This is a genomic window from Actinorectispora metalli, from assembly GCF_056323685.1.
The window spans coordinates 687,070-713,740 of sequence record NZ_JBREYE010000001.1; the positions used below are offsets into that span (position 1 = coordinate 687,070).

The window sequence follows — 26,671 nt, forward strand, 5'->3', positions numbered from 1 at the left end:
TTCTGGACAGGTGAGCAGCAAGTCCCCGGTAGAGCCGGACCCCGTCGACACAATCGACCAGGCCCGGCTGCCGGCACACAACGGTGCAGTTCTGTCCGCGGCCACCCTCCGCGACCTCGACCACGCCTCGGGGGAGATCTCCACCGCGAGCCTGGCCGCGATGGAGGCCAAGTTCACCTGGTTCCGCAGGCTCCCCGCGGACCAGCGGGCCAACGTCCTGCTGGTCACCCAGACCGGCGTGACCAGCTTCGTGTCCTGGCTGCGCGACCCCAGCCACACCATCCGCCTGACCGCCGAGGCGTTCCGGGTCGCGCCCCGCGACCTGGCCCGCTGGGTCAGCCTGCGCCGCACGGTCGAACTGGTGCGGGTGGCGATCGACGTCTTCGAGCAGCGCATCCCGGTGCTGGCCGCCGACGACTCCGAACGTGCCTCGCTGACCGAGGCGGTGCTGCGGTACGGCCGCGAGATCGCCTTCGCCGCCGCCACCTCCTACGCCGCGGCCGCCGAGGCCCGCGGCGCCTGGGACGCCCGGCTGGAGGCGCTGATGGTGGACGGCATCGTGCGTGGCGACGCCGAGGAGTCACTGCTCTCCCGCGCCGCCGCGCTCGGCTGGGACCCCGCCGCCGAGGCCACCGTGCTGGTCGGCAACCCGCCGTCGGACGACCCGCCGACGGTGGTCTACGAGGTGCGCAGCCGCGCCTCCCGCGCGGGCCGCGCCGCGCTGCTCAGCGTGCAGGGCTCCCGGCTGATCGTGGTGCTCGGCGGCCCGGTGCGCAGCCCGTCGGACAACGACGTGCTCGCCAAGATCGCCGAGGCGTTCGGCGCGGGACCGGTGGTGGCGGGCCCGACCACCCCGAACCTGGCCGAGGCCTACCGCAGCGCCGCCGACGCGCTCTCCGGGCTGCGGGCGGTGGCGGCCTGGCCCGCCGCGCCGCGTCCGGTCCGCTCCACCGACCTGCTGCCCGAACGGGCGTTGGCGGGCGACCCGCAGGCCGAACGGCTGCTGGTCGAGCGGGTGGTGCTGCCGCTGACGGGTTCCGGCGGGGCGCTGCTGGAGACGGTGGACGCCTACCTGGAGACCGGCGGCGTGTTGGAGGCGTGTGCCAAGCAGCTGTTCGTGCACCCCAACACCGTCCGGTACCGCCTGCGCCGGGTCACCGAGCTGACGGGCTACTCGGCGTCCAATGCCCGCGACGCGCTCGTGCTGCGCCTCGCGCTGGCGGTCGGCAGGCTCGCGAAATCCCGCGGATTGCTGTAATCGCAGTTCAGCAGGGTTAACTGGGCCATCTGAGTGAACGCGCGGCAACGTCAAGTGACACCGGGATCACACCGCGGCCCTCGTTGACCTCCACAAGTATTTCCCCCGGTCGGGACACGTTCCGGGCTCACAGTTGTAGACACTCGACAACGATCCGGGTCCGGTATTCGTACCCGGCGGCATGCCAGCGGTGCGGGGTGACCGTGTTCAGTGGGCAATTGTGATCGCGCTCCTCGCGCCCGGACAGGGCTCCCAGTCGCCAGGCATGCTCAAGCCCTGGCTGGAAACGGACGGCGCCGAAGCCCGCCTGGCCGGGTGGTCGGAGGCCATCGGGCTGGACCTGGTGCGGCTGGGCACCGAGGCCGACGCCGACGAGATCAAGGACACCGCGGTCACCCAGCCGCTGGTCGTCGCCACCGCGCTGCTCGCCTTCGAGCAGCTTCGGACGGCGGTGCGGCTGCCGGAGACGATGATCGTGGCCGGTCACTCCGTCGGCGAGTTGGCCGCGGCCGCCATCGCGGGGGTGCTCTCCCCTGACGACGCGGTGGCGCTGGCCGCCGTCCGCGGCGCCGAGATGGCCGCCGCCTGCGCGCTGGAGCCCACCGGGATGTCCGCGGTCATGTCCAAGAACGAGCAGTCCATCCTGGACAAATTGTCCGAGTACGGCCTCGACCCGGCCAACCGCAACGGCGCGGGCCAGATCGTGGCCGCCGGCCAGCTTCCCGCTTTGCAGAAGCTGGCCGACAACAAGCCCGAGGGCGCCAGGGTGATCGCGCTCAAGGTGGCGGGCGCCTTCCACACCCGCTTCATGAAGCCCGCCCAGGACGCGCTGCGCGTCAAGGCCGCCGACGTGCGCACCGCCGACCCGAGCCACACGCTGCTGTCCAATGCCGACGGCGCGGCGGTGGCCGACGGCGCCGAGGTGCTGCGCAGGCTGGTCGACCAGGTCACCCTGCCGGTCCGCTGGGACGAGTGCATGCGCACCTTCGCGGCCCGCGGCGTCACCGCGACCATCGAACTCCCCCCTGCGGGCACGCTGTCCGGCCTGGTCAAGCGCGAGCTGACCGGCACCGCGACGCTGCCCGTGAAAACCCCAGCCGACCTGGCCAAGGTCGCGGAACTGATCGACGGAGCCGCCCAGTGACCAGCCTGACCGTGCGCCAACCGACCGGAAACAGCCGCATCCTCGGCTTCGGCAGCGCGCAGCCAGACCGCGTGGTCACCAACGACGACCTGGCCAGGACCGTCGACACCAACGACGAGTGGATCCGCGACCGGGTCGGCGTCATCGAGCGCAGGCTCTGCACCCCCGACCAGTCCCTGGTCGACCTGGCCTCGGAGGCGGGCGCCAAGGCCATCGCCAACTCCGGCCTCACCCCGTCCGATGTGGACACCGTGCTGATCGCGACCTGCACGATGGAGACCACCATCCCCAACGCCGCGGCGCAGACCGCGCACCGGATCGGCATCAAGGCCGCGGGCGCCTTCGACCTCAACGCCGCCTGCGCCGGGTTCTGCTACGCGCTGGGCACCGCATCCGACCTGGTGCGGATGGGCACCGCGGGCAATGTGCTGGTGATCGGCGCCGAGCGGTTCACCGACTGGATCGACTGGACCGACCGGGCCACCTGCATCATCTTCGGCGACGCCGCCGGTGCCGCCGTGGTCGGCCCGTCGGAGACCCCGTCCATCGGCCCGGTGACCTGGGGCAGCGCGGGCGAGTTGGCCGAGATGATCTACGTCAAGGACCGGCGCTCGTTCATCCACCAGGAAGGACAGTCGGTCTTCCGTTGGGCCACCACCCAGATCTGGCCGACCGCGTTGAAGGCGGTGGAGGCGGCCGGGCTCACGCCCGCCGACATCGACGTGCTGGTCCCCCACCAGGCCAACCTGCGCATCATCGACGCCATCGCCAAGAAGCTGCGGGCGGCGGGCGCCAGGGAGGACATGGTCGTGGCCCGCGACATCCAGTACTCGGGGAACACCTCGTCGGCGTCGATCCCGCTGGCGATCGACCACATGCGCGGGGCGGGCGAGATCGAAAGCGGTGATGTCGCGCTGCTGGTCGGTTTCGGAGCGGGCCTGTCGTATGCGGCCCAAGTGGTGATCTGTCCCTGAGTTTCACCAGAAGATCTTCCGGCGGCGCAGCCGCGGATGAGAACCAGAGAGAGGAACGTACGTGGCGAACGAGGACATCCTGAAGGAACTCGCGGCGATCGTGGAGGAAGTCGCGGGCGTCGACAAGGACGACGTGACGGAGGAGAAGTCCTTCGTGGACGACCTCGACGTCGACTCGCTGTCCATGGTCGAGATCGCGGTGCAGGCGGAAGACAAGTTCGGCGTCAAGATCCCCGACGACGAGCTGGCCAACCTCAAGACCGTCGGCGATGCGGTGAACTACATCGCTTCGAACGCATGACTGACGTCGTCGTCACCGGGCTCGGCGCGACGACACCGCTCGGCGGTGACGTCGCGTCGACCTGGGAAAACCTTCTGGCCGGCCGCAGCGGAGTCCGCAAGATCGAAGCGGACTGGGTCCAGGAGTACGAGCTGCCGGTGCACTTCGCCGCGCAGCTTGTCGTCGACCCCACCGAGGTGCTGCCGCGGGTCGAGGCCCGTCGGCTGGACCGCTGCGAGCAGGTCGCCATGGTGGCCGCCCGCCAGGCGTGGGCCGACGCCGGACTCGACGGAGACCCCAAGGTCGAGTCCGAGCGGCTGGGCGTGGTGATCGGCACCGGGATCGGTGGCGCGCTGACCCTGCTGCACCAGGACCATCTGCTCAAGTCGGCGGGCCTGCGCAAGGTCTCGCCGCTGACGGTGCCGATGCTGATGCCGAACGGGCCCGCCGCCCACGTCGGCATCGACCTGCAGGCCAAGGCGGGTGTGCACGCGCCGGTCTCGGCCTGTGCATCCGGTGCCGAGGCGCTGGCCTGGGCGTTCCGGATGCTGCGCAGCGGCGAGGCCGACGTGGTGCTCGCTGGTGGCGCCGAGGCCTGCATCACCGCGATCCCGCTGGCCGGGTTCGCGCAGGCCAGGACGCTGAGCACCCGCAATGAGGACCCGGAGCGGGCATCGCGTCCGTTCGACGTCAACCGGGACGGCTTCGTCCTCGGTGAAGGCGCCGGAATCCTGGTCCTGGAGCGTGCCGAGTTCGCCCGCGCCCGCGGCGCGAAGATCTACGGCAAGCTCGCGGGCATCGGCCTGAGCTCGGACGGCCACCACATCACGGCCGCCGACCCGGAGGGCATCGGGCAGTCGCGGGCCATCACCGCCGCGCTGCGCAACGCCGAGCTGGACCCGGCCGACGTCGGGCACGTCAACTGCCACGCGACGTCCACCCCGGTGGGCGACGCGATCGAGCCGCTGGGCATCAAGCGAGCCATCGGCGACCACCCGGTGCTGACCGCGCCGAAGGGCGCCCACGGCCACCTGCTCGGGGCCTCGGGTGCGGTGGAGGCCATCAGCACCGTGCTGTCGGTGCACGACGGGGTCATCCCGCCGACGCTGAACCTGGACAACCTGGACCCGAGGGTGCAGTTCGACGTGGTGACCGGTGAGCCACGCAAGGTCGAACTGGCCGCGGCCGTGAACAACTCGTTCGGTTTCGGCGGCCACAACGTGGCGCTCGCCTTCACCCCAGCCTGATTCGCACGCTTCGCGAGGGAGCACCATGACCGCACTGGCCACCCGACCGGATAGCCAGTTGACCGACCACGAGCCGGATCCCCGTGATCCGGAAGTCCGGCTCGGACAGCTTCTCGACCCCGACACGCTCGCGCCGCTGCGTCCCCGCGACTCCAGCGGTGTCTACGCGGTGCGCGGCCGCATCGACGGCGCCAAGGTGATCGCCTACTGCACCGACGCCACCAAGATGGGTGGCGCCATGGGTGCCGAAGGCTGCCGCCACATCGTCGAGGCCATCGATGTCGCGGTGCGGGAACGCTGCCCGGTCATCGCGGTCTGGCACTCCGGCGGGGCGAGGCTGGCCGAGGGCGTGGAAGCCCTCGACGGCGTCGGCCAGGTCTTCGCGGCCATGATCAGGGCGTCCGGCCGGGTACCGCAGATCTCGCTGGTACTCGGCCCCTGCGCGGGCGGCGCCGCCTACGGCCCGGCCCTGACCGACGTGGTGATCATGGCGCCCGAGGGCCGGGTGTTCGTCACCGGCCCCGACGTGGTGCGCAGCGTCACCGGCGAGCAGATCGACATGGAGGCCCTGGGCGGCCCGTCCGCGCACGGCAAGAAGTCCGGCGTGGTGCACATGGTCGCCAAGAGCGAGGCCGACGGTTACCTGCGGGCCCGCAGCGTCACCGGCCTGTTCGCCCGTCCCGGCCTGTTCAACCTGGCGACCGTGCAGTCCGAGGACGACCTGCGGGCGCTGCTGCCCGAACAGCCGCAGCGCGCCTACGACGTGCGCCCGCTGATCCACCGCATCCTCGACGACACCGACCCGACCGACAGCCAGGCCGCCGTCTTCGAGGAACTCCAGCCCAAGTGGGCGCCGAACATCATCGTGGGCCTTGGCCGTCTCGGCGGTCGCACCGTCGGCGTCATCGCCAACAACCCCCTCCGCATGGGCGGCTGCCTCGACTCGGCGTCGGCGGAGAAGGCGGCCCGCTTCGTCCGCATGTGCGACTCCTTCGGCGTCCCCCTGCTGGTCTTGGTGGACGTCCCCGGCTACCTCCCCGGCGTAGGCCAGGAATGGGAAGGCGTGGTCCGCCGCGGCGCCAAACTCCTGCACGCCTTCGCCGAGGCGGTCGTCCCCCGCGTCACCCTGGTGACCCGCAAGTCCTTCGGCGGCGCCTACATCGCCATGAACTCCCGCTCCCTGGGCGCCACCGCCGTCTTTGCCTGGCCCGAGGCCCAGGTAGCCGTCATGGGCGCGAAAGCAGCAGTAGGCATCCTGCACCGCCGCAAACTGGCCGCCGCCTCGGACGAGGACCGCGACGCCCTGCACGACGCATTGGCCGCCGAACACGAAAAGATCGCAGGCGGCGTCAACCGCGCCCTCGCCATCGGCGTGGTGGACGAGGTGATCCACCCCGCCCACACCCGCCGCCGCCTAGCCGAAGCCCTGGCCGCCGCCCCCGCAGGCCGCGGCGCCCACGGCAACATCCCGCTGTAGCAAGGACGCGAGGTGCCGGGCGCCCCAAATCGCCCGGCACCTGCCAGTTTCCGGCCCAACTCCACCCCGCTCCACCGCACAGTGCGGCCGGCGGGACCGAGGTCATCGCCATCAGCGGAGCCCGGCAGCACCCCATGCCACGCTGCAACAGACGAGCGCGCGCTCTCATACCCGCTCGCCCTGCTCGACGGGCGGAGGCCATCGCCATCAGCGGGGTTCAACTGAAAGCCCGCGGAGAGTGCGGCAGGCGATGGACGCGGCCCTACACCACTTGATGAGATCGGCGAGGGCGGAAGCCATCGCCATCGGCGACGTACGGTTAAAACCTCAGGCCATGGTGCGGCAAACCCACAGCGCTCTTCCACGCCGCCCTCAGCACCTCAGCACCTCAGCACCTCAGCACCTCAGCACCTCAGCACCTCAGCACCTCAGCACCTCAGCACCTCAGCACCTCAGCACCTCAGCACCTCAGCACCTCAGCACCTCAGCACCTCAGCACCTCAGCACCTCAGCACCTCAGCACGGAAACGGCCTACCATCTCCGCCAAATCGAGCGCCCGCGAATCCGAATACAACGCGCGGGCGACCCTCTTCGGACAAGCCACCGCGCAATTCCGTCGATCCCAACGATCCTCCGATGCCCGAATCCACGGCTGATGCCCGAATCCACACAGCGCGTATGTCCACCGAATCCGCCGCTACCGGCCCTAGACTGTGAATTCGGGGGCGCCTGAGCACAAACCCATGATGTCGCCCCGCGTCGACATCATGACGCCGCAGGGGAACACCATGCTCTCCCAGGGCGACATCATGACCGCCGGGAGAAGTGCCCGGGTCGCTCCCCCGGATCGGTGGCTCCGGAAGTCGCTCTCAGCGTGAAATTCACTCGCAGCGGCGGTAGATGGCACTGTGCGGCTGGCCTGCGTCGAGTTTGAGGGTGCCGTTCTCGCGGACCGCCGAGTAGGCGACGTGCCAGTTGAGGCAGTCGAACTGGGCGTCGGGTGGGCCGTCCTCGGGATTCTGCGTGCTGGTGAGCGTCATCATCAACGTCAACGCGCCCTGCGGGCCCGCTTCGATGCGGTGGATCACCAGGCTGCCGTCCTGAGTGGACCGGAACTCCTCCCGCCACTTCGACTCCGGGTTGTCCCGCACCCGGCGGGAGATCACCGTCGTCTTCCACACCTCGTAGTTCCGGCGGTTGATCGCCTCGAAGTGCAACAGGATCAGCGAACGGACCTCACCGGCGTTGGGGTGGTCCGAGGCGTCCGGCGAAAGCTGCGGGTTGAGCGGACCCGGTGGCGGGCCTGCGGGGGTGGTGATCACGGTGGCCGAGGGCGCGGGCGAACCCGCCTGGTACACCGAGCGGGCCAGCAACCCGGTCAGCACGGCGACGACGGCCACGACCCCCACGAACAGGGGCAGCCATCGGAGCACCGCACCACGCATACCCGCAGCCTGCCATAGCGCCCGAGCCGATCAGCCCACCCGATGCAACCACGTGACCGGCGCGCCGTCACCGGCATGGCGGAACGGCTCCAGCGCGTCGTCCCACGCCGCGCCGAGCAGTTCCTGGACGTGGTGAGCGAAGGCCTCCGGTCCCCTGCTGCTCGTCACCAGGGCACGCAGCTGGTCCTCGCCGACGACGATGTCGCCGTTGGCGCTGGCCTTGGCATGCCACAGGCCGAGGCCTGGCACGTAGCAGAAGCGCTCGCCGTCGTTGCCGGGGCTGGGTTCCTCGGTGACCTCGAACCGGGTCATCGGCCAGGCGCGCAGAGCCGACGCCAGACGTGCGCCGGTACCGGCGTCGGCCGACCAACCGCACTGCGCGCGCAATTGACCCGGCGCTGCCGGCTGAGCGGACCACCGGAGATCCGCCCGGATACCCAGGGTGCCCGAAATAGCCCACTCGACGTGCGGACAGACCGCAGACGGCGACGAGTGGACGTAGATCACCCCACTGGTGCTGCCACTGGTGCTCACCTGCTGACCTCCGCTGTTCGACGAGGGCGCGTCTTCCCCTACGGCCTCTTCGGACAAGCGGGACGATCATTCAGCGATCAACCAGCTACGTCATTCTGCCCCGGAACCCATCGGGTTCGCCAGAACAACCCCACTATGCAGGGTGAATGTGGATCATGGTCACTCCATCAGGTGAACTGTAACCAAATCTGTCCCGGCGGGTGCGGCGAATTGCACAAAAAGCCGCACCCACCGCTAACAGATCTACGGTTTGGCACCCAGTGATGACGCAGCGCCGACAACATCGACCAGCCCGGTGCCCTTGTCATGACTGGTCAAGTACCCACCGTGGGACACATACACCACACCATCGGAGTAACGGTGCGCGGTGGATTTCAGCGCATGCTCGATCTGCGCGGGAGTCGCCTGTGGACTGGCCTGGAAAAGCTGGGCGACGATGCCCGCGATATGCGGTGCGGCCATCGATGTTCCGCTGATCACGTTGTACGTGCCCAGATCCAACGCACCCGGTCCATTGGCGGGCTGCAAACCCAGCGAACACACCGCCAGCAGGGGCCTGCACGCCGACAGAATCCTGTTGCCGGGCGCCGAAATGTCCGGCCAGGTGACGGGGTCGGCGGCCGCGCCCCGCGAGGAGAACGAGGCGATCCTGCCGTCCCGGCTGCCGGTGCCGAGATCGTCATAGGCGGCGACGGAGACCACGCCGGGCGTGGGATCGGTGCCTGGCGGGTTGGACAGGCTCTGGCTGCCATCCCCGCCGTCGTTGCCGTTGGCCCACACCACCACGACGCCCTCCTGCACCAGCCTGCGCTGGAGCTTGACGGTCGTGGAGTTCGGGTCGAAGGCGCCGCCGCCCGCGGGCCCCCAGGAGTTGTTGATCACCTTGATCGGCGGGCACTCGCTGAGCGGCTTCGCGTCGCCGCAGGGCTTGGCGTGGTTCTCCAGCACCCAGTTCAACGCCGAGTCCGCGCCGAGGATCAGGATGGCCGCGCCGGTCGAGATGGACACCACCTTCGCGCCAGGCGCCGCTCCACTGACGTCCCGACCGTCGGTCAGCCGCACCGGCCCACCGGCCGCGATGCCGGTGACGTGGGTGCCGTGGCCGCCGATGGACAGCGTGTCGGTGTCGGTCGAGCCCGGCACGTCGAAGACGCAGCCGGTCCCGCCGGTCTCGTCCAGGCACACCGCCTTCAGGTTGCGCACGATCCGGCTCGCCCCGCCCGCGCCGCGGAACGCCGGATGATTCGGGTCCACCCCGGAGTCGATCACCGCGACGGAGACCCCGGTGCCGTCCAGCGCCAGCCCGTTGGCGCCCTTGAGCGTGTTGATCGCCTCCAGCCCGCGGGTGGCCTTGTGCGAGGAGTCGTTGAAAAAGCGGATCGGCTGATCGCCCTCCAGGTAGGTGACACCCTTCGCGGTGCGCGCCGCGGTGATCTGCGCCGCGGTGGCGCGTGCCGCCACCACGCCGATCTTGTCGAAGCTGCTCATCTTGGTCATCCCGGTGTCCCGGACGGCACGCTCGGCGGCCGCGAGATCGGCACCGTGCACCATCACGGTGAGCGACCCGGTGAGGTGGTCCAACTGCTGGGCGAGCACCGCGGACAGCGGCGCTCCTCCGGTCTGAGCAGCGGCGGGTGCTGTCATCGCGGTGACCGCGAGCAAACCCGCGACCAGCACCCCGGTTCTACAACGAGACCTTCGTGCGCTCACTTGCCCTCCTAGGAGCACGGTCCGGCGACAGGGATCGCGGCGGAGGGCGCAGGGGGTGAACCCTCCATCGTGTCTCGATCAATCAGGCGAAAAGCTCACTAAATGTGACATTGGTTCGCAATCGATGTCCAGTGCTGTAGACCGTCCGGCCGGGCGATACCGTTGCTCCGACAGGCGTGGTGATCGCCCTAGGAGGTGGCAGGCAGTGCGGCTGGTCCGGCTGTCGACGGAGTCGCAGGGGGCGGGATCTGCCGCCGACCTGCGGGCCGCGCTGGCCACCATGGGCAGTGCCGACGAGGTGCTCGGCGGCGTAGCCCTGCTGGGTGGTCCGATCACCGGCTGTGCCCAGCCGGTGGACGCCGTGCTGGTCCTGCCGCGCGGCGTGCTCGTGGTAGTCGGAGTCGACCTCCCCAACCCCGCGGTCCGCCTGGACGCACCACTCACCGAGGGCTGGAAGTCCGACGGTTGGCCGCTGGTGCGCCCCGACGGCGCCGTCAACCCGATCGCCGAGTCGCTGACCGCGGTCGCCCAGATCACCCGCAGGCTCCAGGTGGCGGGCACCGAGCCGCTGCCGGTCAGCACCGTGATCGCGGTCGGGCCCTACGTGCAGCAGGTGCTCCAGCCGACCAGCGACCTCAACCGCGGCATCCGCGTGCTGCACCCCACGCCCGCCTCACTGCTGGGTGCGGCGCGTGAGCTGGCCACCTGCGAACGCCCGTGCTCGGTGGACGGCGCCCGCCAGATCATCGCCTCACTCACCCCGGACGCGCGTCTGAGCACCGCCGAACTGATGGCCGAGGGCTTCCCCGACGCGGTCACCGCCGACCTGGCCACCGCCACCACGACCCTCATCCCCCGCGTCACCGACGGCACCCCGCCCACGCGCCCGCGCCGTCCCCTCTGGCACTACCTGCTGCCGGCGGCCGCCGCCGCCCTGGTGGTGCTGGTCCTGGTCGTGGGCATCCTGGTGGGCAGCAGGCCGGACCCGGCGGCGGCCCCGCCGTCCACAGTGGCCGCCGAACCCTCCGATGTGGAGGGAACCCAGTTCACTCCGCGCGGTTCGTCCCGCGACATCGACTGCGCGGGCAACGCCTACGGCGACGCCCAGGTGTGGCTGTCCCAGCATCCCTGCGGCGGTCTGATCCGCGGCCTGTTCGAGGCCAAGGTCGGCGAGCGGCCCGCCGCGGTCTCGGTAGCGATCGTCCGCCTGACCGACGCCACGGCGGCCGAGGAGTTCCAGAAGCTGGTGGACACCCCCGGCTTCGGCTCCGTCAACGACCTGGTCCGCGCGGGAAAAAGCTGGCAGGGCGGCCCCGCCTCGTTCGACGCCGCCGCCTACACCAGCTCGCGCGACGGCGCCCGAGTCCGCATTGTCCAAGCGGTGTGGCTGAACGAATCGACCAATCCCGAGGACATCGGCCTGAAAACGCTCCTCGAACGCGCCCTCCGCGTCCCCGTCACCGGCTGATCAGCCCGCGAAAGTCACAGGCCGTAGGACTCCAGCAACCTGAGCCAGACCTCGCTGATGGTCGGGAACGCGGGCACCGCATGCCACAGCCGGTCCAAGGGAACCTCCCCCGCAACGGCGATGGTCGCGGCGTGCAGCATCTCCGCGACGTCCTGGCCGACGAAGGTGAGGCCGACGATCACCCGGCGGTCCTCGTCCACGACCATGCGCGCCATGCCCTTGTAGTCCTTGGCGTGCAAGGCCGAGCCCGCGACGGCGATGTCGCTGTCCACGACGCGGACCCGCAGGCCGTCTTTCTCCGCCTGGGCCGCGGTGCGGCCGACGAAGGCGACCTCCGGGTCGGTGAACACGACCTGCGCCACCGCGGTGTGGTTGGCGGTGGAGGTGTAGCGGCTCCACGGCTCGTCCAGCCCGGATTCCCCGTTGGCGCGCGCCACGATGGCGGACCCGACCGCCCGCGCGGCGTACTTGCCGTGGTGGGTGAGGGGCGCCCACTGGGTGACATCCCCCGCCGCGTACAGCCACTGACCGTCCACAGCGGACACCAGACCGGTGTCGTCGGTCTTGAGCGCCTCACCCGGCTTGAGGCCGACCGCCTCCACCCCGATGTCCTTGGTGTTGGGCCTGCGGCCGGTGGCGACGAGCAGTTCCTCCGCGGTGACCGTGGTGTCGCCCAGGTCGAGGCTGACGCCTTGGTCGGAGCGGCTGACCCGCCCGACCTTCGCGCCGAGGTGCAACACGACGCCATCGGCACGCAGGCCATCGGCGACGAGGTCGCCGACGAAGTCCTCCATGCGCTCCAAGGGGCGGTCCTCGACGGCCACGACGGTGACTTTCGAGCCCAGCCGCGCCCAAGCTTGTGCCAGTTCGACGCCGACAACGCCCGCGCCGAGGACGGCGAGGCTCGCAGGTACCTGCTTGGCGGAGGTGGCCTCGCGGGAGCCCCAGGCCCGCACCTCGGCCAGCCCGTCGATCGGCGGCGCCCACGGCACGCTGCCGGTGCACACCACGACGGCGTGGCGGGCACGCACCTCACGGTCGTCGACGCTGACAGTGCGTTCCCCGGCGAGACGGGCGTGGCCGCGGATCACGGTGATATCGGCGCCTTCCGCCCATTCAACCTGGCTCGCGTCGTCCCAGTGGGAGGTGAACTCGTCCCGACTGGCCAGCACTTGGCCCGCGTCGAGACCGGTCGCGCTCACCCCGGGAACACGGCGGGCCGCGGCCAAGGCGTGGCCGGGGCGCAGCAGGGCCTTGCTCGGCATACAGGCCCAATAGGAACATTCACCGCCGAGGAGTTCGCTCTCCACCAGCGCCACCCGCAGGCCGCCCTGCGCGGCGCGGGCCGCGGCGTTCTCGCCGACCGGGCCGCCGCCGATCACCACAACATCGAATTCCACACCCTCAGCCCACCGCACGAACCGGTGCGAGGCAACACGAATCAACATGTGAGAGGTATTCGCATTCTCAGCCGGATGGGCTAGCGTCAGAATTGTCGACTTCCGCGGGAGGACCGGTGGCGATGAGGGCAAGGCTGCGCGAGGTGACAACCCTGCTGCTCGCGGCGGTCGCGGGCGCGGCGGTGTTGATCAGCGGCCCGGCGACGGCGGCGCCGGAGCCGTACCTGGTGGGCCGGGGCATCGCCGACATCACCGGCGAACCCGCCGAAAACGGCATGATGGGATACGCCCGCCCGGAGCAGCGAACAGCGGGCATCCACCTGCGTCAGCGCTCCCGCGCGTTCATCGCCGTGGACCAAGCGGGCGGCAAGCGGGTCGCACTGGTGACCGCGGACCTAGGCCAGGTCTTCGGCAGCGTCAAGCAGGCCGTGCTGTCCCGGCTGGCAGCACGCCACGGCAACCTGTACACGGATGAGAACCTGCTGCTCACCGCCACCCACACCCACGCGGGCCCCGGCGGGTATTCGCACTACACCCTCTACAACATCACCACGCTGGGCTTTCACGGCAAGACCTTCGACGCCATCGTGGCGGGCATCGTCGAGTCGGTGAACCGGGCCCACGACGATCTCGCCCCCGGCACCCTGTCCACGGCCACCGGCACCCTGACCGACGCGAGCGTCAACCGGTCGCGCCGGGCGTTCAACCGCAATCCCGACAAGGACGCGTTCCCGCAGGGCATCGACCCCACCACCACGCTGCTGCGGTTCGATCGGGGCGGTAGCCCGGTCGGTGCGCTGAACTGGTTCGCCACCCACAACACCAGCCTGACCGGCGAGAACACGCTGATCAGCGGGGACAACAAGGGATATGCGGCCTACCACTGGGAACGCGAGGTCGCGGGGGTGGACTACCGCGCGGGCGAACCGGGCTTCGTCGCGGCGTTCGCGCAGACCAACGCGGGCGACATGTCGCCGAACCTGGTGCTGAAGCCTGGCACCGGGCCGACCGAGGACCAGTTCGCCAACACCCGCATCATCGGCAGCCGCCAGTTCGAGGCCGCCAGGAACCTGATCAACGGTCCGCAGCGAGCGCTCACCGGCGCCATCGACTCCCGGCTGTCCTATGTGGACATGGAGAACGTCGCGGTGCGACCGGAGTTCAGCGGGGCGGGCGAACAACACACCTGTCAGGCGGCGCTGGGCGCGAGCTTCGCGGCGGGCAGCACCGAGGACGGCCCCGGTCCGGGGATCTTCAAGGAAGGCGCCGGGAACAACCCGCTGATCGGCCTGGTCAGCAAGGCGCTCTACGTCGCGTCGCCACAACTGCGGGAGTGCCAGGCGCCCAAGGACATCCTGCTCGCGCCGGGGGCGCTCGGCTGGACGGCCCGTGCTCTGCCGCTGCAACTGGTGCGGATCGGCGACCTGTACCTGGTGGGGCTGCCGCAGGAGGCGACGATCATGTCGGGGCTGCGGCTACGCCGCACGGTCGCCGCGCAGGTGGGCGTCCCCGTGGAGCAGGTGGTGCTTGCGGGTTATGCCAACGACTACGCGGGCTATCTGACCACGCCGGAGGAGTACGACCAGCAGGACTACGAGGGCGGCCACAGCATGTACGGCCGGTGGGCGCTGCCCGCCTACCAGCAGGAGTTCGCCCGAATCGCGGGCGATCTGCGCGACGGTCGGGCCTCCGCGGTCGGACCCCGCCCGGACGCGGGCGCGCATCCGGCGTCGTTGCAGCCGGGGGTGGTGCTGGACTCCGATGCCTTCGGGCCCGGGTTCGGCGCCGTGATCACCGCGCCGAACGCTTCCTATCGGGTCGGGGAGCAGGTGCGGGTGCAGTTCTCTGGCGCCCATCCCAACAACGACCTGCACCGCGGCGGCACATACCTGGAGGTCCAGCGCCTCGATGACGGCTGGCGCACCGTGGCCGACGACGGCGACTGGTCAACGAAGTTCGCCTGGTCCCGCCGCGGCATCGCGGCCTCCACCGTCACCATCACCTGGGACATCCCCTCAGGCACACCGCCCGGCACCTATCGCGTCGTCTACCGCGGTGACGCCAAGTCACTCACCGGCAGGATCACGCCCATCACCGGCACCAGTCCCGCGTTCACCGTCCGGGCCGGGTGAAGGACGGGTTCAGCCGGGTTCGCCGCGGTACTTGCGGTAGGCCACCCAGCACAGGTCGATGGCGGCGATCACGGCCAGCACGATCAGGGTGATGGTCAGCCAGTCCAGGTCGGTCCGGGCGGCGAAGATCGCGGCGCCAATACAGAAGACGAGTCCGAAGCCTGCGAGCCACAGGCGCAGCGTCAGGGCGCTGCGGGCGGGGGCGGCGCCGCCGAAGCCCGCGGTCGGGTCGTGGTAATCGGGCAGGCCCTTGCTGTAGTCCGGACGTGGGCGTTCCATGACCGAGGGCTACCCCGAGGCGTCGCTGTCGGAACCGATCCGCTGCCGCGGCCTGACCGACGGGCCGGGTGCCCCGCGGGGCGGCGGGATCAGGTGCACCGGGATAGCGGGCCGCACCCGCGTGGGCGGGCGGGTCAGATACGGCCCCACCAGGCGGGATACCACCATGGCCGGTGCGAGCAGCGGCACGGTGGCGGTGAGCGCCGCCGCGGTGACGGCGGCGGTGGCCACATCCCTCGACACCAGCGTGATTCGACGATCGACGAATGGTCGACGGTTGAGCGAGGCGAGTGCCCATAGCGCGAGCATGAATACGGCCATCGCGCCGAGTGCCCGATATAGCGCCGCCTGATAGCCAATTCCTTGCGCCGCGAGCATCACCGCGAGCCAGCCGAATTGTCCGGACAACTGCGTGCGCGCACCGGTCGCCGCCCAACACAATCCGCCGATGTAGGCAACACCAATCATCGCTGTTCGTCGTATCGGGTCGGCCAGCCATTCCGCCGGACGATTCAACGCCGCGGTCACGTCGATGCCCAGCCAGCCGAGCAGGCTCCGCGCGATGTCCAGCGGTGACGTCGAAGTCTGTCGGTACGCGGCAACGAAGGTGCCGGTCAGCCAGCACAACACGAGCAGCGAGATGGCGAAAGCCAGCACACGCCGCGGGCCTCGGCGGGCCATCGCGACATCCCAGAGCGCCACCAGTTCCTGTCGCTTGGACAGCATCCACCGCTCCCCGGGTCAAAGAATCCTGCACAGACGATCGTGGGGGAAGTCGGCGGGCATATCTAGGCCCCGAAGGGTCAACTCACGGTGATACGCGACTACTAAATGCAACGATCAAATCGTGCATTACGCCTCGCGACGCATCTCGAAACGGGTAAGAGGGTGCATAGTGTGCGAGTTATGCCAGGGAGGGATTAGATCGGAAGTGAAGTCTGAGTAATGCTTCAGGTACGAAAACGTTGCTGCACAGCACGGACATACTGCCGAGCCGCTCCCCCGTTGTCGGCAGACGCCGCCGTCCCGGCCGTCCTGTGATGCTGGCGCAGTTTAGTGAGCCGGTCGGTGCGTTTCCACAGGCCGCACCGACCGGCTCCCCCGGGGTTCACGATACCCACTCCCACCTGCGCTGATCGCTTGTCGGCATACCCACTCCGTTCGGGGGTGGAGCGGCAACCAACTTTTCCTCGGTCGAGAATTTCCCTACCTTCGGCCTTCTTCGGCAATTTCCACCGCATTCCGGATAGCGCCGTCAACTATCACGAAACCATGCCGGCCCGATGCCATTACGGTGAGCAGACCGTTACGGCCGATTGACGGAACGTGATTAAACGAGGAGCGTCGAATCCCCGAATCAGCGACATGGGGAGGTGCTCGCGATGACCGGGGTGAAGACGGCTGACGGTCGGTACGAGGGCAAGAACGATCAACTATTCGTGGATCTACGACTGGACGAGCACGGCGCCGGAGTGGTCAGCGCCGATGTCTACCGCAACGACAACCACTACGTCGCCTCCGTGCGCACCGCACCTGGCACGAAGATCACGTTGGACGACGACCGGTGGTCGGCGGTCTGGCAGGACAGCAACGGCGAGGTCTGCACCGGCTCGGTCGCACTCGCCGAGACCGCGGAGAACGGTGTGCTGGCCGCGACGTTCCGGCTGGACAAGCGGCTGCAGGGACTCCCGCCGGGCGCCGACATCGAGGTCGACGTGCGCCGGGCGGGCGACACGCTGCGCAAGCTGGGCGTGGAGATGGAGGTCGAACAGCAGGTCACACTGCCCGGCGCGGTGGCGGTGAACGGATCGACCCACACCTTCGAGGAATGCGTGTCCCGAGCGGGCTTCGAGGTGCACGAGGTCGGCACGCGCACCGACATCCCGGCGCAGCCCCAGGGCTGGAACGGCTCCACCATCTTCACACTGCTGCACGACCTGATGGCCGACACGGCGCAGACCGCGCTGACCTCGCCGCTGTGGGAACTGCACCTGCTGATGCTGTCCAAGACCACCCGCGGCGGGCTGCTCGGGATCATGTTCGACTCCGCCGACGAACTGCCCAGGCAGGGCGCGGCGGTGTTCGTCAGCGAGATCCGCAAGCTGATCCCGACCGACACCGACCGCAAGATCATCCAGACCACTGTGCACGAGTTGGGTCACGCCCTGAACCTCGCGCACCGCTTCGAGCGCGCCGTGGGGCGCGCCGACTCCACGTCGTTCATGAACTACGACTGGCGCTACCTCGGCGGCAACAAGGCAGAGGAGTTCTGGAAGAAGTTCAACTTCACCTTCGACTCCGACGAACTGGAGTTCCTGCGGCACGCGCCGAGGTCGGCGCTGATCCCGGGCGGCGCGGCGTTCCACTCGATCAACTACTGGGCGGAGGGCACCGGCGGCTATTCGCCGTATGTACCCGAGGTGCCGCTGCCCGGCTTCCGCCTGGCCCTCACCCCGCCCGCGGCGGGCCCGATCTTCGCCTTCGGCCAGCCGGTGTTCCTGGAGATCAGCCTGCAGAACCTCGGCGAGGAGGCCATCGAGTTGCCGCCCGAGGTGCTGGACCCGAAGGCGGGCTTCCTGGAGATCCTGGTCCGCAGGCGTCGCGGCGGCGTCGCCTCCGGCCTGGTGGACGCCGTGCCGTTCGTGCCGATCATGCAGCGCTGCTTCGACCTCAGCGCGGCGGAGATCTCGACGCTGGGGCCTCAGGAGACGCTGCGCAACAACCTCAACCTCACCTTCGGCTCCGCAGGCTTCGCCTTCGCCGAGCCCGGCGAGTACGAGATCATCCCGCTGCTCGGCTTCAACAGCCGCAACGCGGCCGGGGAGGTCGTCGAGTTGGTGATCCGCGGCGAGGCCCTCCGGCTGCGGGTGGCCCACCCGCTCGGCATGGACGAGGAACGCGACGCGATGACCCTGTTCCGCTCCGACGTCGGCGCCTGGTTCGCCCTCGGCGGCAGCGACTGCCTTGAGAAGGCACACGACTCGCTGCTGGAACTCTGCGAGCGCCGCACCGCCCGGTCCGGCACCGCCGACCCGGTGGCCGCCGCCATCGTGCGCGCCGAAGGCATCCACGCCGGACGTCCTTCGCTGCGTTACACCGACGGCCGCTTCACCTCCGCCGACGGCGACCCCGACCGCGCGGTCGAACTGTTGACCAGCCTCGACACCCGAGCGCTCGCCAACTTCGACCCGCACACCGCCGAACACACCCGCGACCTGGCCCAGACCTACACGACCTGACTCGCAAGGGGGCTGTCGCCACCGGCGTGGCGAAAGCCCCCTTCATGATCACGGGTACTGGACGAGCGCGCTGCCGCCTCCTCGGCGGGTGGGTTCGGCGACCGCCTGAACCCGGCCGTCGGGGAGGAACTCGATGGCGGCGACCGCGCCGATCTCCGGGTCAGGGTGGAAGGTGGTGGCGGCGAGTTCGAACTGGTGGCCCTTGGCCTTGAGCGCGTCGTGCTCGGCGGACTTCAGGAACGGCGACTCCACCTCGGTCTTGGCGCGGTTGCGCTGGGTGAGGCGAGCCGCCGCGACCGCGTCGGGCAGGGACATGCCCAGGTCGATGCGGTACATCAAGATCTGCAGCACGGTGGTGATGATCGTGGCGCCGCCGGGCGAGCCGATCGCGCCGACCGCCTTGCCGTCACGCAGCACGATCGTCGGCGACATGCTGCTGCGCGGGGTCTTGCCGCCCGCGGGCAGGTTCGGGTCCGGCACGCCGGGCTGCAGCGGCTCCAGGTCGAAGTCTGTCAGCTCGTTGTTCAGCAGGAACCCGCGCCCCGGCACGGTCAGCGCGCTGCCGCCGGTGGCTTCGATGGTCAGCGTGTACGCCACCACGTTGCCCCAGCGGTCCGCCGTGGTCAGGTGGGTGGTCGACGGGCCCTCGTAGGCGCTGTTCACCGCCGCGGGCCGGGCGTCGCCGCAGGACGGCACGTTGTTGACATCCACCCAGGCCGCGGGGTGCGCGACCGCGGTGTCGTCCTTCATCAGGCACGCGCGCTGGTCCGCCACCTCCGGCGAGAGCAGGCGGTCGGGGGTGGTCGTCATCCACCGCGGGTCGCCGACCCAGCGGTTGCGGTCGGCGAAGGCCAGCCTGCTGGCATCCAAGTACCGGTGCAGGGCCATCGTCTTGCCCTCGGCGGCGAGGTCGAAGCGGGACAGGATGTTCAACGCCTCACCCACGGTGGTACCGCCGGAGGACGGCGGCGCCATCCCGTACACCTGCAACCCCCGGTAGTCGACCTTGGTCGGCGCCCGGTCGGTGGTGCGGTAGGCCGCCAGGTCCGACGTCCGCATCAGCCCGGGGCGGAAGTACATGCCCGAACCCGGCACCGTCGGCGGATGCTGCACGGTCCGCACGATGTCCTCGGCCATCGCCCCGTGGTAGAAGGCGTGGGTGCCGCGGGTGAGCAGCTCATAGGTGTCGGCGAGAGCCGGATTGCGGAAGCGGGTGCCGGGCTGAGGCGGGGCGCCGCCCGGGAGGAACAGCTCGGCGGTGGGCGCGACCGCGGCGAACCGCTTGGCGTTGGCCGCAGTCTGGTCGGTGAAGGTCTGGTCCACGACGAAGCCCCTGCGCGCCAGGTCGATCGAGGGCTGCAACAGCGTCCGCATGCTCTTGGTACCCCAGCGCCGCTGGGCGGCGGCCCAGGTCGCGGGCGTGCCGGGCACGCCGACCGAGAGCCCGGAGTTGACCGCGTCCTGAGTGGGCAGCGCCTTGCCGGTGGCCGGGTCGATGAACGAGTCCTCACGCATGGTCGCGGGCGCCTTCTCGCGTCCGTCGATGGTGTACACGCGACCGGTGGAGGCCTGGTAGTACATGAAGAAGCCACCGCCGCCGACGCCCGCCGAGTACGGCTCGGTCACCCCGACGGCGGCCGCGGTGGCGATCGCCGCGTCGACGGCGTTGCCGCCGCGTCGCAGCACGTCCATCCCGATCCTCGAGGCGTCGTAGTCGACGCTGGACACGGCCCCGCCGTGGCCGACCGCGGTCGGCTGCTTGCCCTTGGCGGCGGCCTGCGGTGTGGCCACCAGGCCCGCCGCCACCACCACGGCGAACAGCGCCGCGGTGAAACGGTATCGTGACGATCGGTTGATCATGACCCCTCCCCCAAAAACCCTGCTGTCAGGCGCGCGTGACCCTCGCACCGTCCCGCAGTCGGAGCCGCCGTGCAAGCGGCCGACCGGCTCTCCAACGTGTGATCGGCTGTTTCATGAGGTTGGAGTATCGATCGTGGTTCACGTTTCACGGGCCGTGAACATGATCTCTCAGATTCACACTCAACGAGTGATCCCATTGCCATTTCGCGTGATCCCCGGAGTGGGGACTAGGGCGATTGCTATTGCTGCGGTGAACTACCTATTGGTGATCAATTTCTCGGCACGATGCACAGCCCACGATACTGATTTTGACCGGATCGGATTCCTTGTCGCGGAAGGAGCAGCACAGTGATACCGATGCACCCCGGATTCGACACATCCTTCCGCGGTTTCCATCGTCGGCAGGTCCTGGATCACGTTGAGTCGCTTGAAGAGCAGGTCAAGCTCCTCGGGGAGGAGCGCAGCGACGCCCTGAAGCAGGCGGAGAACCTGCGCAGGCTGCTGGACATGACCCGGCAGGACCTCGAGGACGCCCGGCAGCGGCTGGACCGCCTGGAGTCCTCGCCGAGCACGGTCGCGGGCCTCACCGAGGGCCTGCGGCGGATGATGATGCTCGCCGAGGACGAGAGCGTGACCCTGCGCCACAAGGCCGAGGAGGAGGCGGTCCACCTCCGTGAACAGGCCGAGCAGGAGGCCGCCGCCTCCCGCGAGGAGGCCGCGCGCCGCTCCGCTGAGCTGGACGAACGCGAGGCGCGGCTGGAGCGGGAGCACGCGCAGCGGAGCACCGAGCTTGCCGACGAGTACCAGCAGCTGAAGGACGCGCTGCTCGCCGAGCACCGCGCCGCGATGGAGCAGGTCGAGTCCGACGCCCAGCGGCTCATGCGGGAGACCGCCGAGCAGTGCGACCGGTACGAGGCGGAGTCCGAGTCGCGGATCGAACGCGCCGAGCAGGAGTTCCAGGGCTCGGTGGCCTATCGCGCCCAGGTGGTGGAGGAGAAGCTCGCCGAACGCGAGGCGATGAGCACCGCGCGGGCCAACTTCCTCATCGCGGTGGCCGCGCAGGAAGCCAGGCGGCGTATTGCCGACATCAATGAACGGTTGATCGAGCTCACCGAACTGAAGCGCCTTGTCACCTCTCAGGTTTCCACCGCATACATCGCGCTGACCGAGGCGGAAGCGGTGGACCAGCCGATTCCGCGGCAGGAGACGGGTGAGCAGATTCAGCTCACGAACAGCAACTCGACAGGTACCTACATTCCGGAGCAGCAGAATCCGGTCGTGGCGTGAGAAGGAATTGAGAACCCGTGTTATCCGACTTATGCAGATGGCGGTGATCGGCCATGTCCCCTCCACGCGACTCCACGCGACGCACGGTCAGGTGGATCCCGCTGGCGGTGGCCGTCGTCGCCGTTCCCGCGTTGGTGACCCTGGCCGCGCAGTTCGTGCCGTCGGGTCCGACGGTCCGGCAGGCCGCCGAGACCGGGTCGAGCGCGACGACCCGTCCGCTGAGCATGAGCATCGACGGCAACACGGTGTCGGTTCGGGCGCAGACCGCGGCCAAGAGCAGCGAGGAGCAGTTGCGCGGCGTCATCACGCAGCAGGCCCGGGGCCGGGAGCTGATCATCAACGTGACCAGCGGGCCGGAACACCGGCTGCCCGCCGACCCGGCCACCGCCAGTGGCCTGGTCACCGCGGTGCTGGCAGAGGACCTCAAGCAGTTCACTGTGGACTGGCAGGCAGACCGGTTGCGGATAGCGGGCACGGTGTTCGACCAGGCGCAGTCGGCCCGGCTCGAAGCGGCGGGCCGAGCGGCGGCGCCCACGGCAGCGCTGGACAGCCAGTTGCGGCTTTCGCCGTACCTGCGGGACGGCACGCTCGACGCGACCGCGCTGCAGATCGCGGTGAAGAAGCTGTTCAGCGAGGCGGGCGCCAAGGGCATCACGTTCACGCCAGGTGGCCACGCGTTCGCGGGCAACGGCGCCCTGGTCCAGGACGGGTTGGCGAACCTCCTGCTGGGCGCGCCCAAGGCGCGGCTGAAGCTCGTCAGCTACGCCTGGTCCGGGGAAACCGCCTCGCACCGCTGCGACGTATTGGCCAGGGAGCGGGCAGGTCAGGTCCGCGCGTTCCTCGCCTCCCGCGGGGTGTCGGTGGAGGGCATGAGCACCCGGGTCATCGTGGAGCCCACCTGGGGCGGCCGGGACGAGGCCGGGCCCGAGATCGACGTTCTCGTCGGCTGAGGGGCGCCTGATATGACGGATGCAGCCGCCTTATTCGCGGCCTGCCTGGTCTCATTCCTGACCGGAGTCGGCCTGACAATGCTTTTCGTGGCGGTGCCGCTGCTGCGAAGACGGCAGATGCCGGTGGAATCCGTTGCGATTCCGGCCTCCGCCGAACCGGTCGCCACACCGGGGCCGGGCGAAGAATGTGAAGCAGTTGCGGAATCCACCCGGGCGGTGGAACCCGCACCAATCGCGGAACCGATGCCTGCCCGGGCGGAAACGGAGGAGGAGCCGACTTCCCCGCCCGTTGTGCTCGTGGTCGAAACGGCCGCGTCGGAACAACCGGATCAGGACGAGTTCCGGCGGCGATACCTGGACAGCTTCGCGGCGGCCAGGGCCAGAAACCGAGAGCAGCGCGGCGGCTGTACCACCGATTCGATCAAGCAGATCGGGTCCGAAGGGTCTAGTCCCAGGTAACGGCGCAGATGACAAGTCGGTAACCCACAAAGATCAACAATCGGTAAGCGTCTACCGACCTGCCCGGGAAACCGGATACAGAGGGCAGCCGGCACTCCCTCCACAGAGTGATTCGATTTGTTGACGGATCGGAGCATCCCGTGACTGAGGGGAATTACCGCCGGTGATGCTGATCTTACTGCGGGTTGGTACCGACGGGCAAGGGGTACTCATTTTGCGTGACAGAAATAGACGACTATTGACTTTTCCAGAAGGGCAAAAATGGCCAAGCGGCCACCAAGATCCGAACTAACGGTTAGATATACACCACAACAAGCCACACAAATCATGATTCAATTGCTGTCATGAGTGGGAGGGAGAATGAAGTGGTACCTCTGTACCCCGGATTCGAAGTGACCCTCCGAGGCTTCCACAGGCGGCAGGTTCTCGATTACGTCGAATCCGTCGAAGATCAATTGAAGGTCCTCGCCACGGAACGGACCGATGCGCTGAAGCAGGCCGAGAACCTGCGGAAGCTGCTGGAGATCACGCGGCAGGACCTGGAGGACGCCCGGGCGAGACTCGACCGTTTGGAGATGTCTCCGAACACGGTGGCGGGCATGGGCGAGCGCCTGCGCCGGATGATGTTGCTGGCGGAGGACGAGAGCTCATCGCTGCGACGCAAAGCCGAACACGAGGTCTCCGTGCTGCGCAAGCAGGCCGAGCAGGAGGCGGTCGAAACTCGCGAACTGTGCGCCAGGATGACGACTGAGCTGGAAGAACGCCGAGTTCAGCAGGAGTCGGAGCACCAGCACCGGACCGAGCGGCTTGAGGCGGACTACCAGCGGCTGCACGATGAGCTGAAGGCGGAGCACGAGGCCGCGATGGAGCAGGCGCAACGGGACGCCGAGCACCTGATGATCCAGACGGCCAAGCAGTGCGATCAGCTGGAGGCGGACGCCGAGGCAAGGATCACCGCCGCGCAGCACCAGTTCGAGCAGAAGATCGAGCGCCACCAGAACGCCGTGCACGCGCAGCTGTCCGAGCGCGAGGCCATCAGCGCCAAGCGAGCCGAATTCCTGATTCGCATGGCCGCCCAAGAAGCCAAGCGGCGCATCGCGGAAATCATGGAGAAAAGGGAGCAATTGGAAAAGCTCCACCAATTGGTCTCCGTTCAGCTCGGAGCGGCCCACGCCGCAATCTCCGATGCCTGCGGTCAGGTCGGCCCGCCACCCCAGCAGGGAAATGGCCGGGTGAATGCCGAACAGCAGCCCGCGGCGACGAACGGGCATAAGGCCGCCGAGCCGAAGAAGCCGATTCCCGCCCAGCAGCCGGGGCGGAACAGGAAGACCAAGCCGAGGAGCGCGGTGGCCTGACCACCGCTCTCGGGTGGGGCGAGCGCACGACGGGGGTGCTCGCCCTGGCGACAGGGACATCGCGTAACCCCACCGCCGAAAAGACACCCCAATCGTGTTCCGAATCTTTACGGCTCAGTTCTCGTGCGGGTGATCCGTGTGTCGAGGTCTGCGAACAAGGAGGCCCACCATGGGCTGGTCTCTCGGATTGATTGTGCTGCTGTGCCTGGCCTCGTTCCTCTGTGGATGCGTGCTGACGGGCGTGACGTTCTTCTACCCCATGCTGCGATTGCGCGGCGGCCTCGGCATGGCCTTCGACCTGCCCACCGAATGGGAAAACGCACCACCTCCTTCGCCGCCCACCGCGATGGAACACACCGGTCCGATGGATCTCACCGAACTCACCGCCGACCGCCGAACCGACCCGACTCCGGAGCTGCCCGGCGCGGGCACCCGCACCGACGGCAGGCGCCCGCAGGCCGAGGAACCGCTGGTCGGCCCCCAATTCCCCGAGCAGGATGTCAAGCGCCCGGCAGCGGCGAGCCTGCCGTCTGCCGCGGAATCTCCGGCCGGGTCCGGTCAAGGCGAGTCGATCGATCAGCAAGATGCGGCACCCGCCGAGAGCACGGCTACCGAGCCCCGGCAGTCCACGCCGGATGCCCAACGCCCGACACCGCGCGATGTCGAGCGGGCGGCGAAAGCTCGCCGCGCGCGGCGCAACGGCAGGAAGCCGTCGGCCAAGACCGCCCCGACCGCCGCGAATGGGTCGGCCTCTGCCGAGTCCGAGCACTCCCCGCCCGCCGAACCCGCGCGGGCAGTTTCCACGCAGCCAGACAAGCCCGCCGTCGACGCTGTGCCAGAGCCCGCGGGGTCGCCCCCTGTGTCTGTCAGCAAGTCCGGAGGGCCAACTCCCGAGGCAGCCATGTCCGAGGAGCCCGGGTCCGAGCCCGGTAAAACCGGCGCTTCTGCGCAGAAGCCCGTCCAACCGGTTGTCGCGGATGACGAATCCGCACCCGCCGAAGCCGAGCGCTCTGAGCAGGACGCCGAAGTCGAACCCAACGAAACGTTTGCCGCCGTAGCGGCCTCCCCTGACCAGGCACCAGACGAGGCGTCGGCGAAACAGGTGATCGAGCCGCCAGGGCCCGCGGCTCCGCTGGTCGACAACTGCTTCCGGGAGCGCTACCTGCAGCAGTTCGCCGACGCTCGCCGACGCTCCCGCGAACAACGCCAGCACCACGCCGAGATCAACTGATCTCCTCATCGATTTCAGGCGTCATCGCAGAGGAGCAAAAGTCGGGTGCGGCGGATCTCGTGCGATGACAGGATTCCCGGGTGCGAGGTGGTCAGGCCGCGGTAGGAGCGGCGGTCGAAGAGCTGTACTCCGCGTTTGCGTGCCCTCGGCCGCGCACAATCGACTACTGCTCTCACTGCTGGACGGAGGAGGAGGCGCGGACACTGCTGGCGCACGACACGTTGCGGGAGATCCCCGCCAACGAACTTTGGTCCTATGCGGGCGACGTTCTGTTAACAGTCGGCAGTGTGGAGGACTTTCGGTACTTCCTTCCCCGGCTGTTCCACATCGCCGTCACCGAGGACTGCGGCCTGACCGATCTCGAATCGCTCAGCGGCAGGCTCCCGATCGCGCAGTGGCGAGGCTGGGCCGAGTCAGAGCAGCGAGCCATCACCGATCTGTGGCGTGCCTTGTGGGCGGACGCCCTCGCTCGGTTTCCCATCGACCAGGGTGCACTTAACGTGCACTCGGTCCTGTGTGCCATCGGCGCGTCCGGTGAGGACCTCACCCCGTACCTCTCGACATGGGAGAACGCGCTCACACGTCGTGGGGGTGCCGGGCATCTGCAGGAGTGCCTTCAGGAGCAGGCGATCAGGTCAGGGTCTGGCTGGGAGATCCGCCCTGGATATCGGCACGACCACGCGGATGTGGTCGAAGCCTGGCTGAACAGCCCGGGACCGTGCATCGCGGTGGCGGACGCATCCGACAACGCCGAAGATGAAGACACCCTGCAATCGCTCAAGGACATCCTCACGATGCTCTGACAGCAGCTTCCCGGAGCCCTGCCTGCTGCAACTCGGGTCCGGGGTCGGGTGCCGAGTTGTTGAGTGGGGTGGACACGCAAGTTACTCTCCGGTAATCAGGTGATTGCGTGGTTGGTGGCGGGGTCGGGTACGGGAGTG

Annotated in this window: 22 protein-coding genes; 15 read left to right on the forward strand and 7 right to left on the reverse strand. The window is 69.0% G+C overall.

Translation table 11 applies throughout. The features are described 5' to 3' along the window. Positions 1–52: 52 nt before the first annotated feature. The 6 genes from ACU6XJ_RS03120 (at position 53) to ACU6XJ_RS03145 (ending at position 6,380) form a co-directional block, all read left to right on the forward strand. Positions 53–1,258, forward strand: a complete 1,206-nt coding sequence (locus ACU6XJ_RS03120; protein WP_476313779.1) for a PucR family transcriptional regulator — start codon at positions 53–55, stop codon at positions 1,256–1,258. A gap of 220 nt (positions 1,259–1,478) precedes the next feature. Then, positions 1,479–2,402 carry an ACP S-malonyltransferase gene (locus ACU6XJ_RS03125; RefSeq protein WP_476306698.1) on the forward strand — a complete coding sequence of 308 codons (924 nt, stop codon included), beginning with the start codon at positions 1,479–1,481 and terminating at the stop codon, positions 2,400–2,402. After that, entirely contained in the window at positions 2,399–3,376 is a 978-nt protein-coding gene (locus ACU6XJ_RS03130; RefSeq protein WP_476306700.1) for a beta-ketoacyl-ACP synthase III, read from the forward strand. The genes ACU6XJ_RS03125 and ACU6XJ_RS03130 overlap by 4 nt, the downstream gene beginning before the upstream one ends. 61 nt (positions 3,377–3,437) lie before the next feature. After that, complete coding sequence (locus ACU6XJ_RS03135) at positions 3,438–3,677, forward strand: acyl carrier protein (protein ID WP_476306702.1); 240 nt, start codon at positions 3,438–3,440, stop codon at positions 3,675–3,677. Then, positions 3,674–4,903, forward strand: a complete 1,230-nt coding sequence (locus ACU6XJ_RS03140) for a beta-ketoacyl-[acyl-carrier-protein] synthase family protein (protein WP_476306704.1) — start codon at positions 3,674–3,676, stop codon at positions 4,901–4,903. Before ACU6XJ_RS03135 ends, ACU6XJ_RS03140 begins: the two co-directional genes overlap by 4 nt. A gap of 25 nt (positions 4,904–4,928) precedes the next feature. Then, a complete protein-coding gene (locus tag ACU6XJ_RS03145) occupies positions 4,929–6,380 on the forward strand; it encodes an acyl-CoA carboxylase subunit beta (RefSeq protein ID WP_476306705.1) in 1,452 nt (483 codons plus the stop codon). Positions 6,381–7,262: 882 nt separating this feature from the next. Here the strand turns inward: ACU6XJ_RS03145 and ACU6XJ_RS03150 are convergent. The 3 genes from ACU6XJ_RS03150 to ACU6XJ_RS03160 all read right to left on the reverse strand — a co-directional run bounded on the left by ACU6XJ_RS03150 (position 7,263) and on the right by ACU6XJ_RS03160 (position 10,070). Beyond that, the gene (locus ACU6XJ_RS03150) at positions 7,263–7,826 is read right to left on the reverse strand and encodes a hypothetical protein (RefSeq protein ID WP_476306708.1); all 564 of its coding nucleotides are present in this window, start codon (positions 7,824–7,826) and stop codon (positions 7,263–7,265) included. A 30-nt stretch (positions 7,827–7,856) separates the two neighbouring features. After that, complete coding sequence (locus ACU6XJ_RS03155; RefSeq protein ID WP_476306711.1) at positions 7,857–8,360, reverse strand: DUF3145 domain-containing protein; 504 nt, start codon at positions 8,358–8,360, stop codon at positions 7,857–7,859. A 243-nt stretch (positions 8,361–8,603) separates the two neighbouring features. Further along, positions 8,604–10,070, reverse strand: a complete 1,467-nt coding sequence (locus ACU6XJ_RS03160; protein ID WP_476306714.1) for a S8 family serine peptidase — start codon at positions 10,068–10,070, stop codon at positions 8,604–8,606. 205 nt (positions 10,071–10,275) lie between these two features. Here ACU6XJ_RS03160 and ACU6XJ_RS03165 point away from each other — a divergent pair, with 205 nt between their 5' ends. Beyond that, positions 10,276–11,538, forward strand: a complete 1,263-nt coding sequence (locus tag ACU6XJ_RS03165; protein WP_476306716.1) for a hypothetical protein — start codon at positions 10,276–10,278, stop codon at positions 11,536–11,538. A 14-nt stretch (positions 11,539–11,552) separates the two neighbouring features. Here the strand turns inward: ACU6XJ_RS03165 and ACU6XJ_RS03170 are convergent, their stop codons facing one another. Further along, a complete protein-coding gene (locus ACU6XJ_RS03170) occupies positions 11,553–12,986 on the reverse strand; it encodes a dihydrolipoyl dehydrogenase family protein (protein ID WP_476306717.1) in 1,434 nt (477 codons plus the stop codon). 74 nt (positions 12,987–13,060) lie between these two features. On the opposite strand from ACU6XJ_RS03170, the gene ACU6XJ_RS03175 reads away from it, so the two are divergent. Continuing rightward, a complete protein-coding gene (locus ACU6XJ_RS03175; protein WP_476313781.1) occupies positions 13,061–15,070 on the forward strand; it encodes a neutral/alkaline ceramidase in 2,010 nt (669 codons plus the stop codon). A gap of 9 nt (positions 15,071–15,079) precedes the next feature. Here ACU6XJ_RS03175 and ACU6XJ_RS03180 read toward each other — a convergent pair whose 3' ends face one another. Then, complete coding sequence (locus ACU6XJ_RS03180) at positions 15,080–15,349, reverse strand: DUF6343 family protein (RefSeq protein WP_476306719.1); 270 nt, start codon at positions 15,347–15,349, stop codon at positions 15,080–15,082. Between the two features lie 9 nt (positions 15,350–15,358). Further along, positions 15,359–16,075, reverse strand: coding sequence for a hypothetical protein (locus tag ACU6XJ_RS03185; protein WP_476306721.1), 717 nt, complete (start codon positions 16,073–16,075; stop codon positions 15,359–15,361). Positions 16,076–16,731: 656 nt separating this feature from the next. Here ACU6XJ_RS03185 and ACU6XJ_RS03190 point away from each other — a divergent pair. Then, on the forward strand, positions 16,732–18,588 hold the full coding sequence (locus tag ACU6XJ_RS03190; RefSeq protein WP_476306723.1) for a zinc metalloprotease: 1,857 nt from the start codon (positions 16,732–16,734) through the stop codon (positions 18,586–18,588). 48 nt (positions 18,589–18,636) lie between these two features. Here the strand turns inward: ACU6XJ_RS03190 and ggt are convergent, their stop codons facing one another. Next, positions 18,637–20,448 carry a gamma-glutamyltransferase gene (ggt, locus tag ACU6XJ_RS03195; protein ID WP_476306725.1) on the reverse strand — a complete coding sequence of 604 codons (1,812 nt, stop codon included), beginning with the start codon at positions 20,446–20,448 and terminating at the stop codon, positions 18,637–18,639. A gap of 357 nt (positions 20,449–20,805) precedes the next feature. On the opposite strand from ggt, the gene ACU6XJ_RS03200 reads away from it, so the two are divergent. The 6 genes from ACU6XJ_RS03200 (at position 20,806) to ACU6XJ_RS03225 (ending at position 26,533) form a co-directional block, all read left to right on the forward strand. Continuing rightward, complete coding sequence (locus ACU6XJ_RS03200) at positions 20,806–21,735, forward strand: hypothetical protein (RefSeq protein ID WP_476306728.1); 930 nt, start codon at positions 20,806–20,808, stop codon at positions 21,733–21,735. Positions 21,736–21,788: 53 nt separating this feature from the next. Continuing rightward, a complete protein-coding gene (locus ACU6XJ_RS03205) occupies positions 21,789–22,685 on the forward strand; it encodes a hypothetical protein (protein ID WP_476306730.1) in 897 nt (298 codons plus the stop codon). A gap of 12 nt (positions 22,686–22,697) precedes the next feature. Next, complete coding sequence (locus ACU6XJ_RS03210) at positions 22,698–23,144, forward strand: hypothetical protein (RefSeq protein ID WP_476306732.1); 447 nt, start codon at positions 22,698–22,700, stop codon at positions 23,142–23,144. Positions 23,145–23,599: 455 nt separating this feature from the next. After that, positions 23,600–24,499: a hypothetical protein gene (locus ACU6XJ_RS03215; protein ID WP_476306735.1), complete on the forward strand. Its 900-nt coding sequence runs from the start codon at positions 23,600–23,602 to the stop codon at positions 24,497–24,499. A 169-nt stretch (positions 24,500–24,668) separates the two neighbouring features. After that, complete coding sequence (locus tag ACU6XJ_RS03220) at positions 24,669–25,730, forward strand: hypothetical protein (RefSeq protein WP_476306737.1); 1,062 nt, start codon at positions 24,669–24,671, stop codon at positions 25,728–25,730. 221 nt (positions 25,731–25,951) lie between these two features. Further along, positions 25,952–26,533 carry a hypothetical protein gene (locus ACU6XJ_RS03225; protein WP_476306739.1) on the forward strand — a complete coding sequence of 194 codons (582 nt, stop codon included), beginning with the start codon at positions 25,952–25,954 and terminating at the stop codon, positions 26,531–26,533. Positions 26,534–26,671: the final 138 nt, after the last annotated feature.

Excerpts from the sequence above, each read along its gene's own strand:
- ACU6XJ_RS03140 (WP_476306704.1), top strand. The coding sequence starts at position 3,674 with ATGACTGACGTCGTCGTCACCGGGCTCGGCGCGACGACACCGCTCGGC.
- ACU6XJ_RS03205 (WP_476306730.1), top strand. The coding sequence starts at position 21,789 with ATGTCCCCTCCACGCGACTCCACGCGACGCACGGTCAGGTGGATCCCG.
- ACU6XJ_RS03185 (WP_476306721.1), bottom strand. The coding sequence starts at position 16,075 with ATGCTGTCCAAGCGACAGGAACTGGTGGCGCTCTGGGATGTCGCGATG.
- ACU6XJ_RS03210 (WP_476306732.1), top strand. The coding sequence starts at position 22,698 with ATGACGGATGCAGCCGCCTTATTCGCGGCCTGCCTGGTCTCATTCCTG.
- ACU6XJ_RS03175 (WP_476313781.1), top strand. The coding sequence starts at position 13,061 with ATGAGGGCAAGGCTGCGCGAGGTGACAACCCTGCTGCTCGCGGCGGTC.
- ACU6XJ_RS03145 (WP_476306705.1), top strand. The coding sequence starts at position 4,929 with ATGACCGCACTGGCCACCCGACCGGATAGCCAGTTGACCGACCACGAG.
- ACU6XJ_RS03150 (WP_476306708.1), bottom strand. The coding sequence starts at position 7,826 with ATGCGTGGTGCGGTGCTCCGATGGCTGCCCCTGTTCGTGGGGGTCGTG.
- ACU6XJ_RS03190 (WP_476306723.1), top strand. The coding sequence starts at position 16,732 with ATGACCGGGGTGAAGACGGCTGACGGTCGGTACGAGGGCAAGAACGAT.
- ACU6XJ_RS03200 (WP_476306728.1), top strand. The coding sequence starts at position 20,806 with ATGCACCCCGGATTCGACACATCCTTCCGCGGTTTCCATCGTCGGCAG.
- ACU6XJ_RS03170 (WP_476306717.1), bottom strand. The coding sequence starts at position 12,986 with ATGTTGATTCGTGTTGCCTCGCACCGGTTCGTGCGGTGGGCTGAGGGT.
- ACU6XJ_RS03220 (WP_476306737.1), top strand. The coding sequence starts at position 24,669 with ATGGGCTGGTCTCTCGGATTGATTGTGCTGCTGTGCCTGGCCTCGTTC.
- ggt (WP_476306725.1), bottom strand. The coding sequence starts at position 20,448 with ATGATCAACCGATCGTCACGATACCGTTTCACCGCGGCGCTGTTCGCC.
- ACU6XJ_RS03180 (WP_476306719.1), bottom strand. The coding sequence starts at position 15,349 with ATGGAACGCCCACGTCCGGACTACAGCAAGGGCCTGCCCGATTACCAC.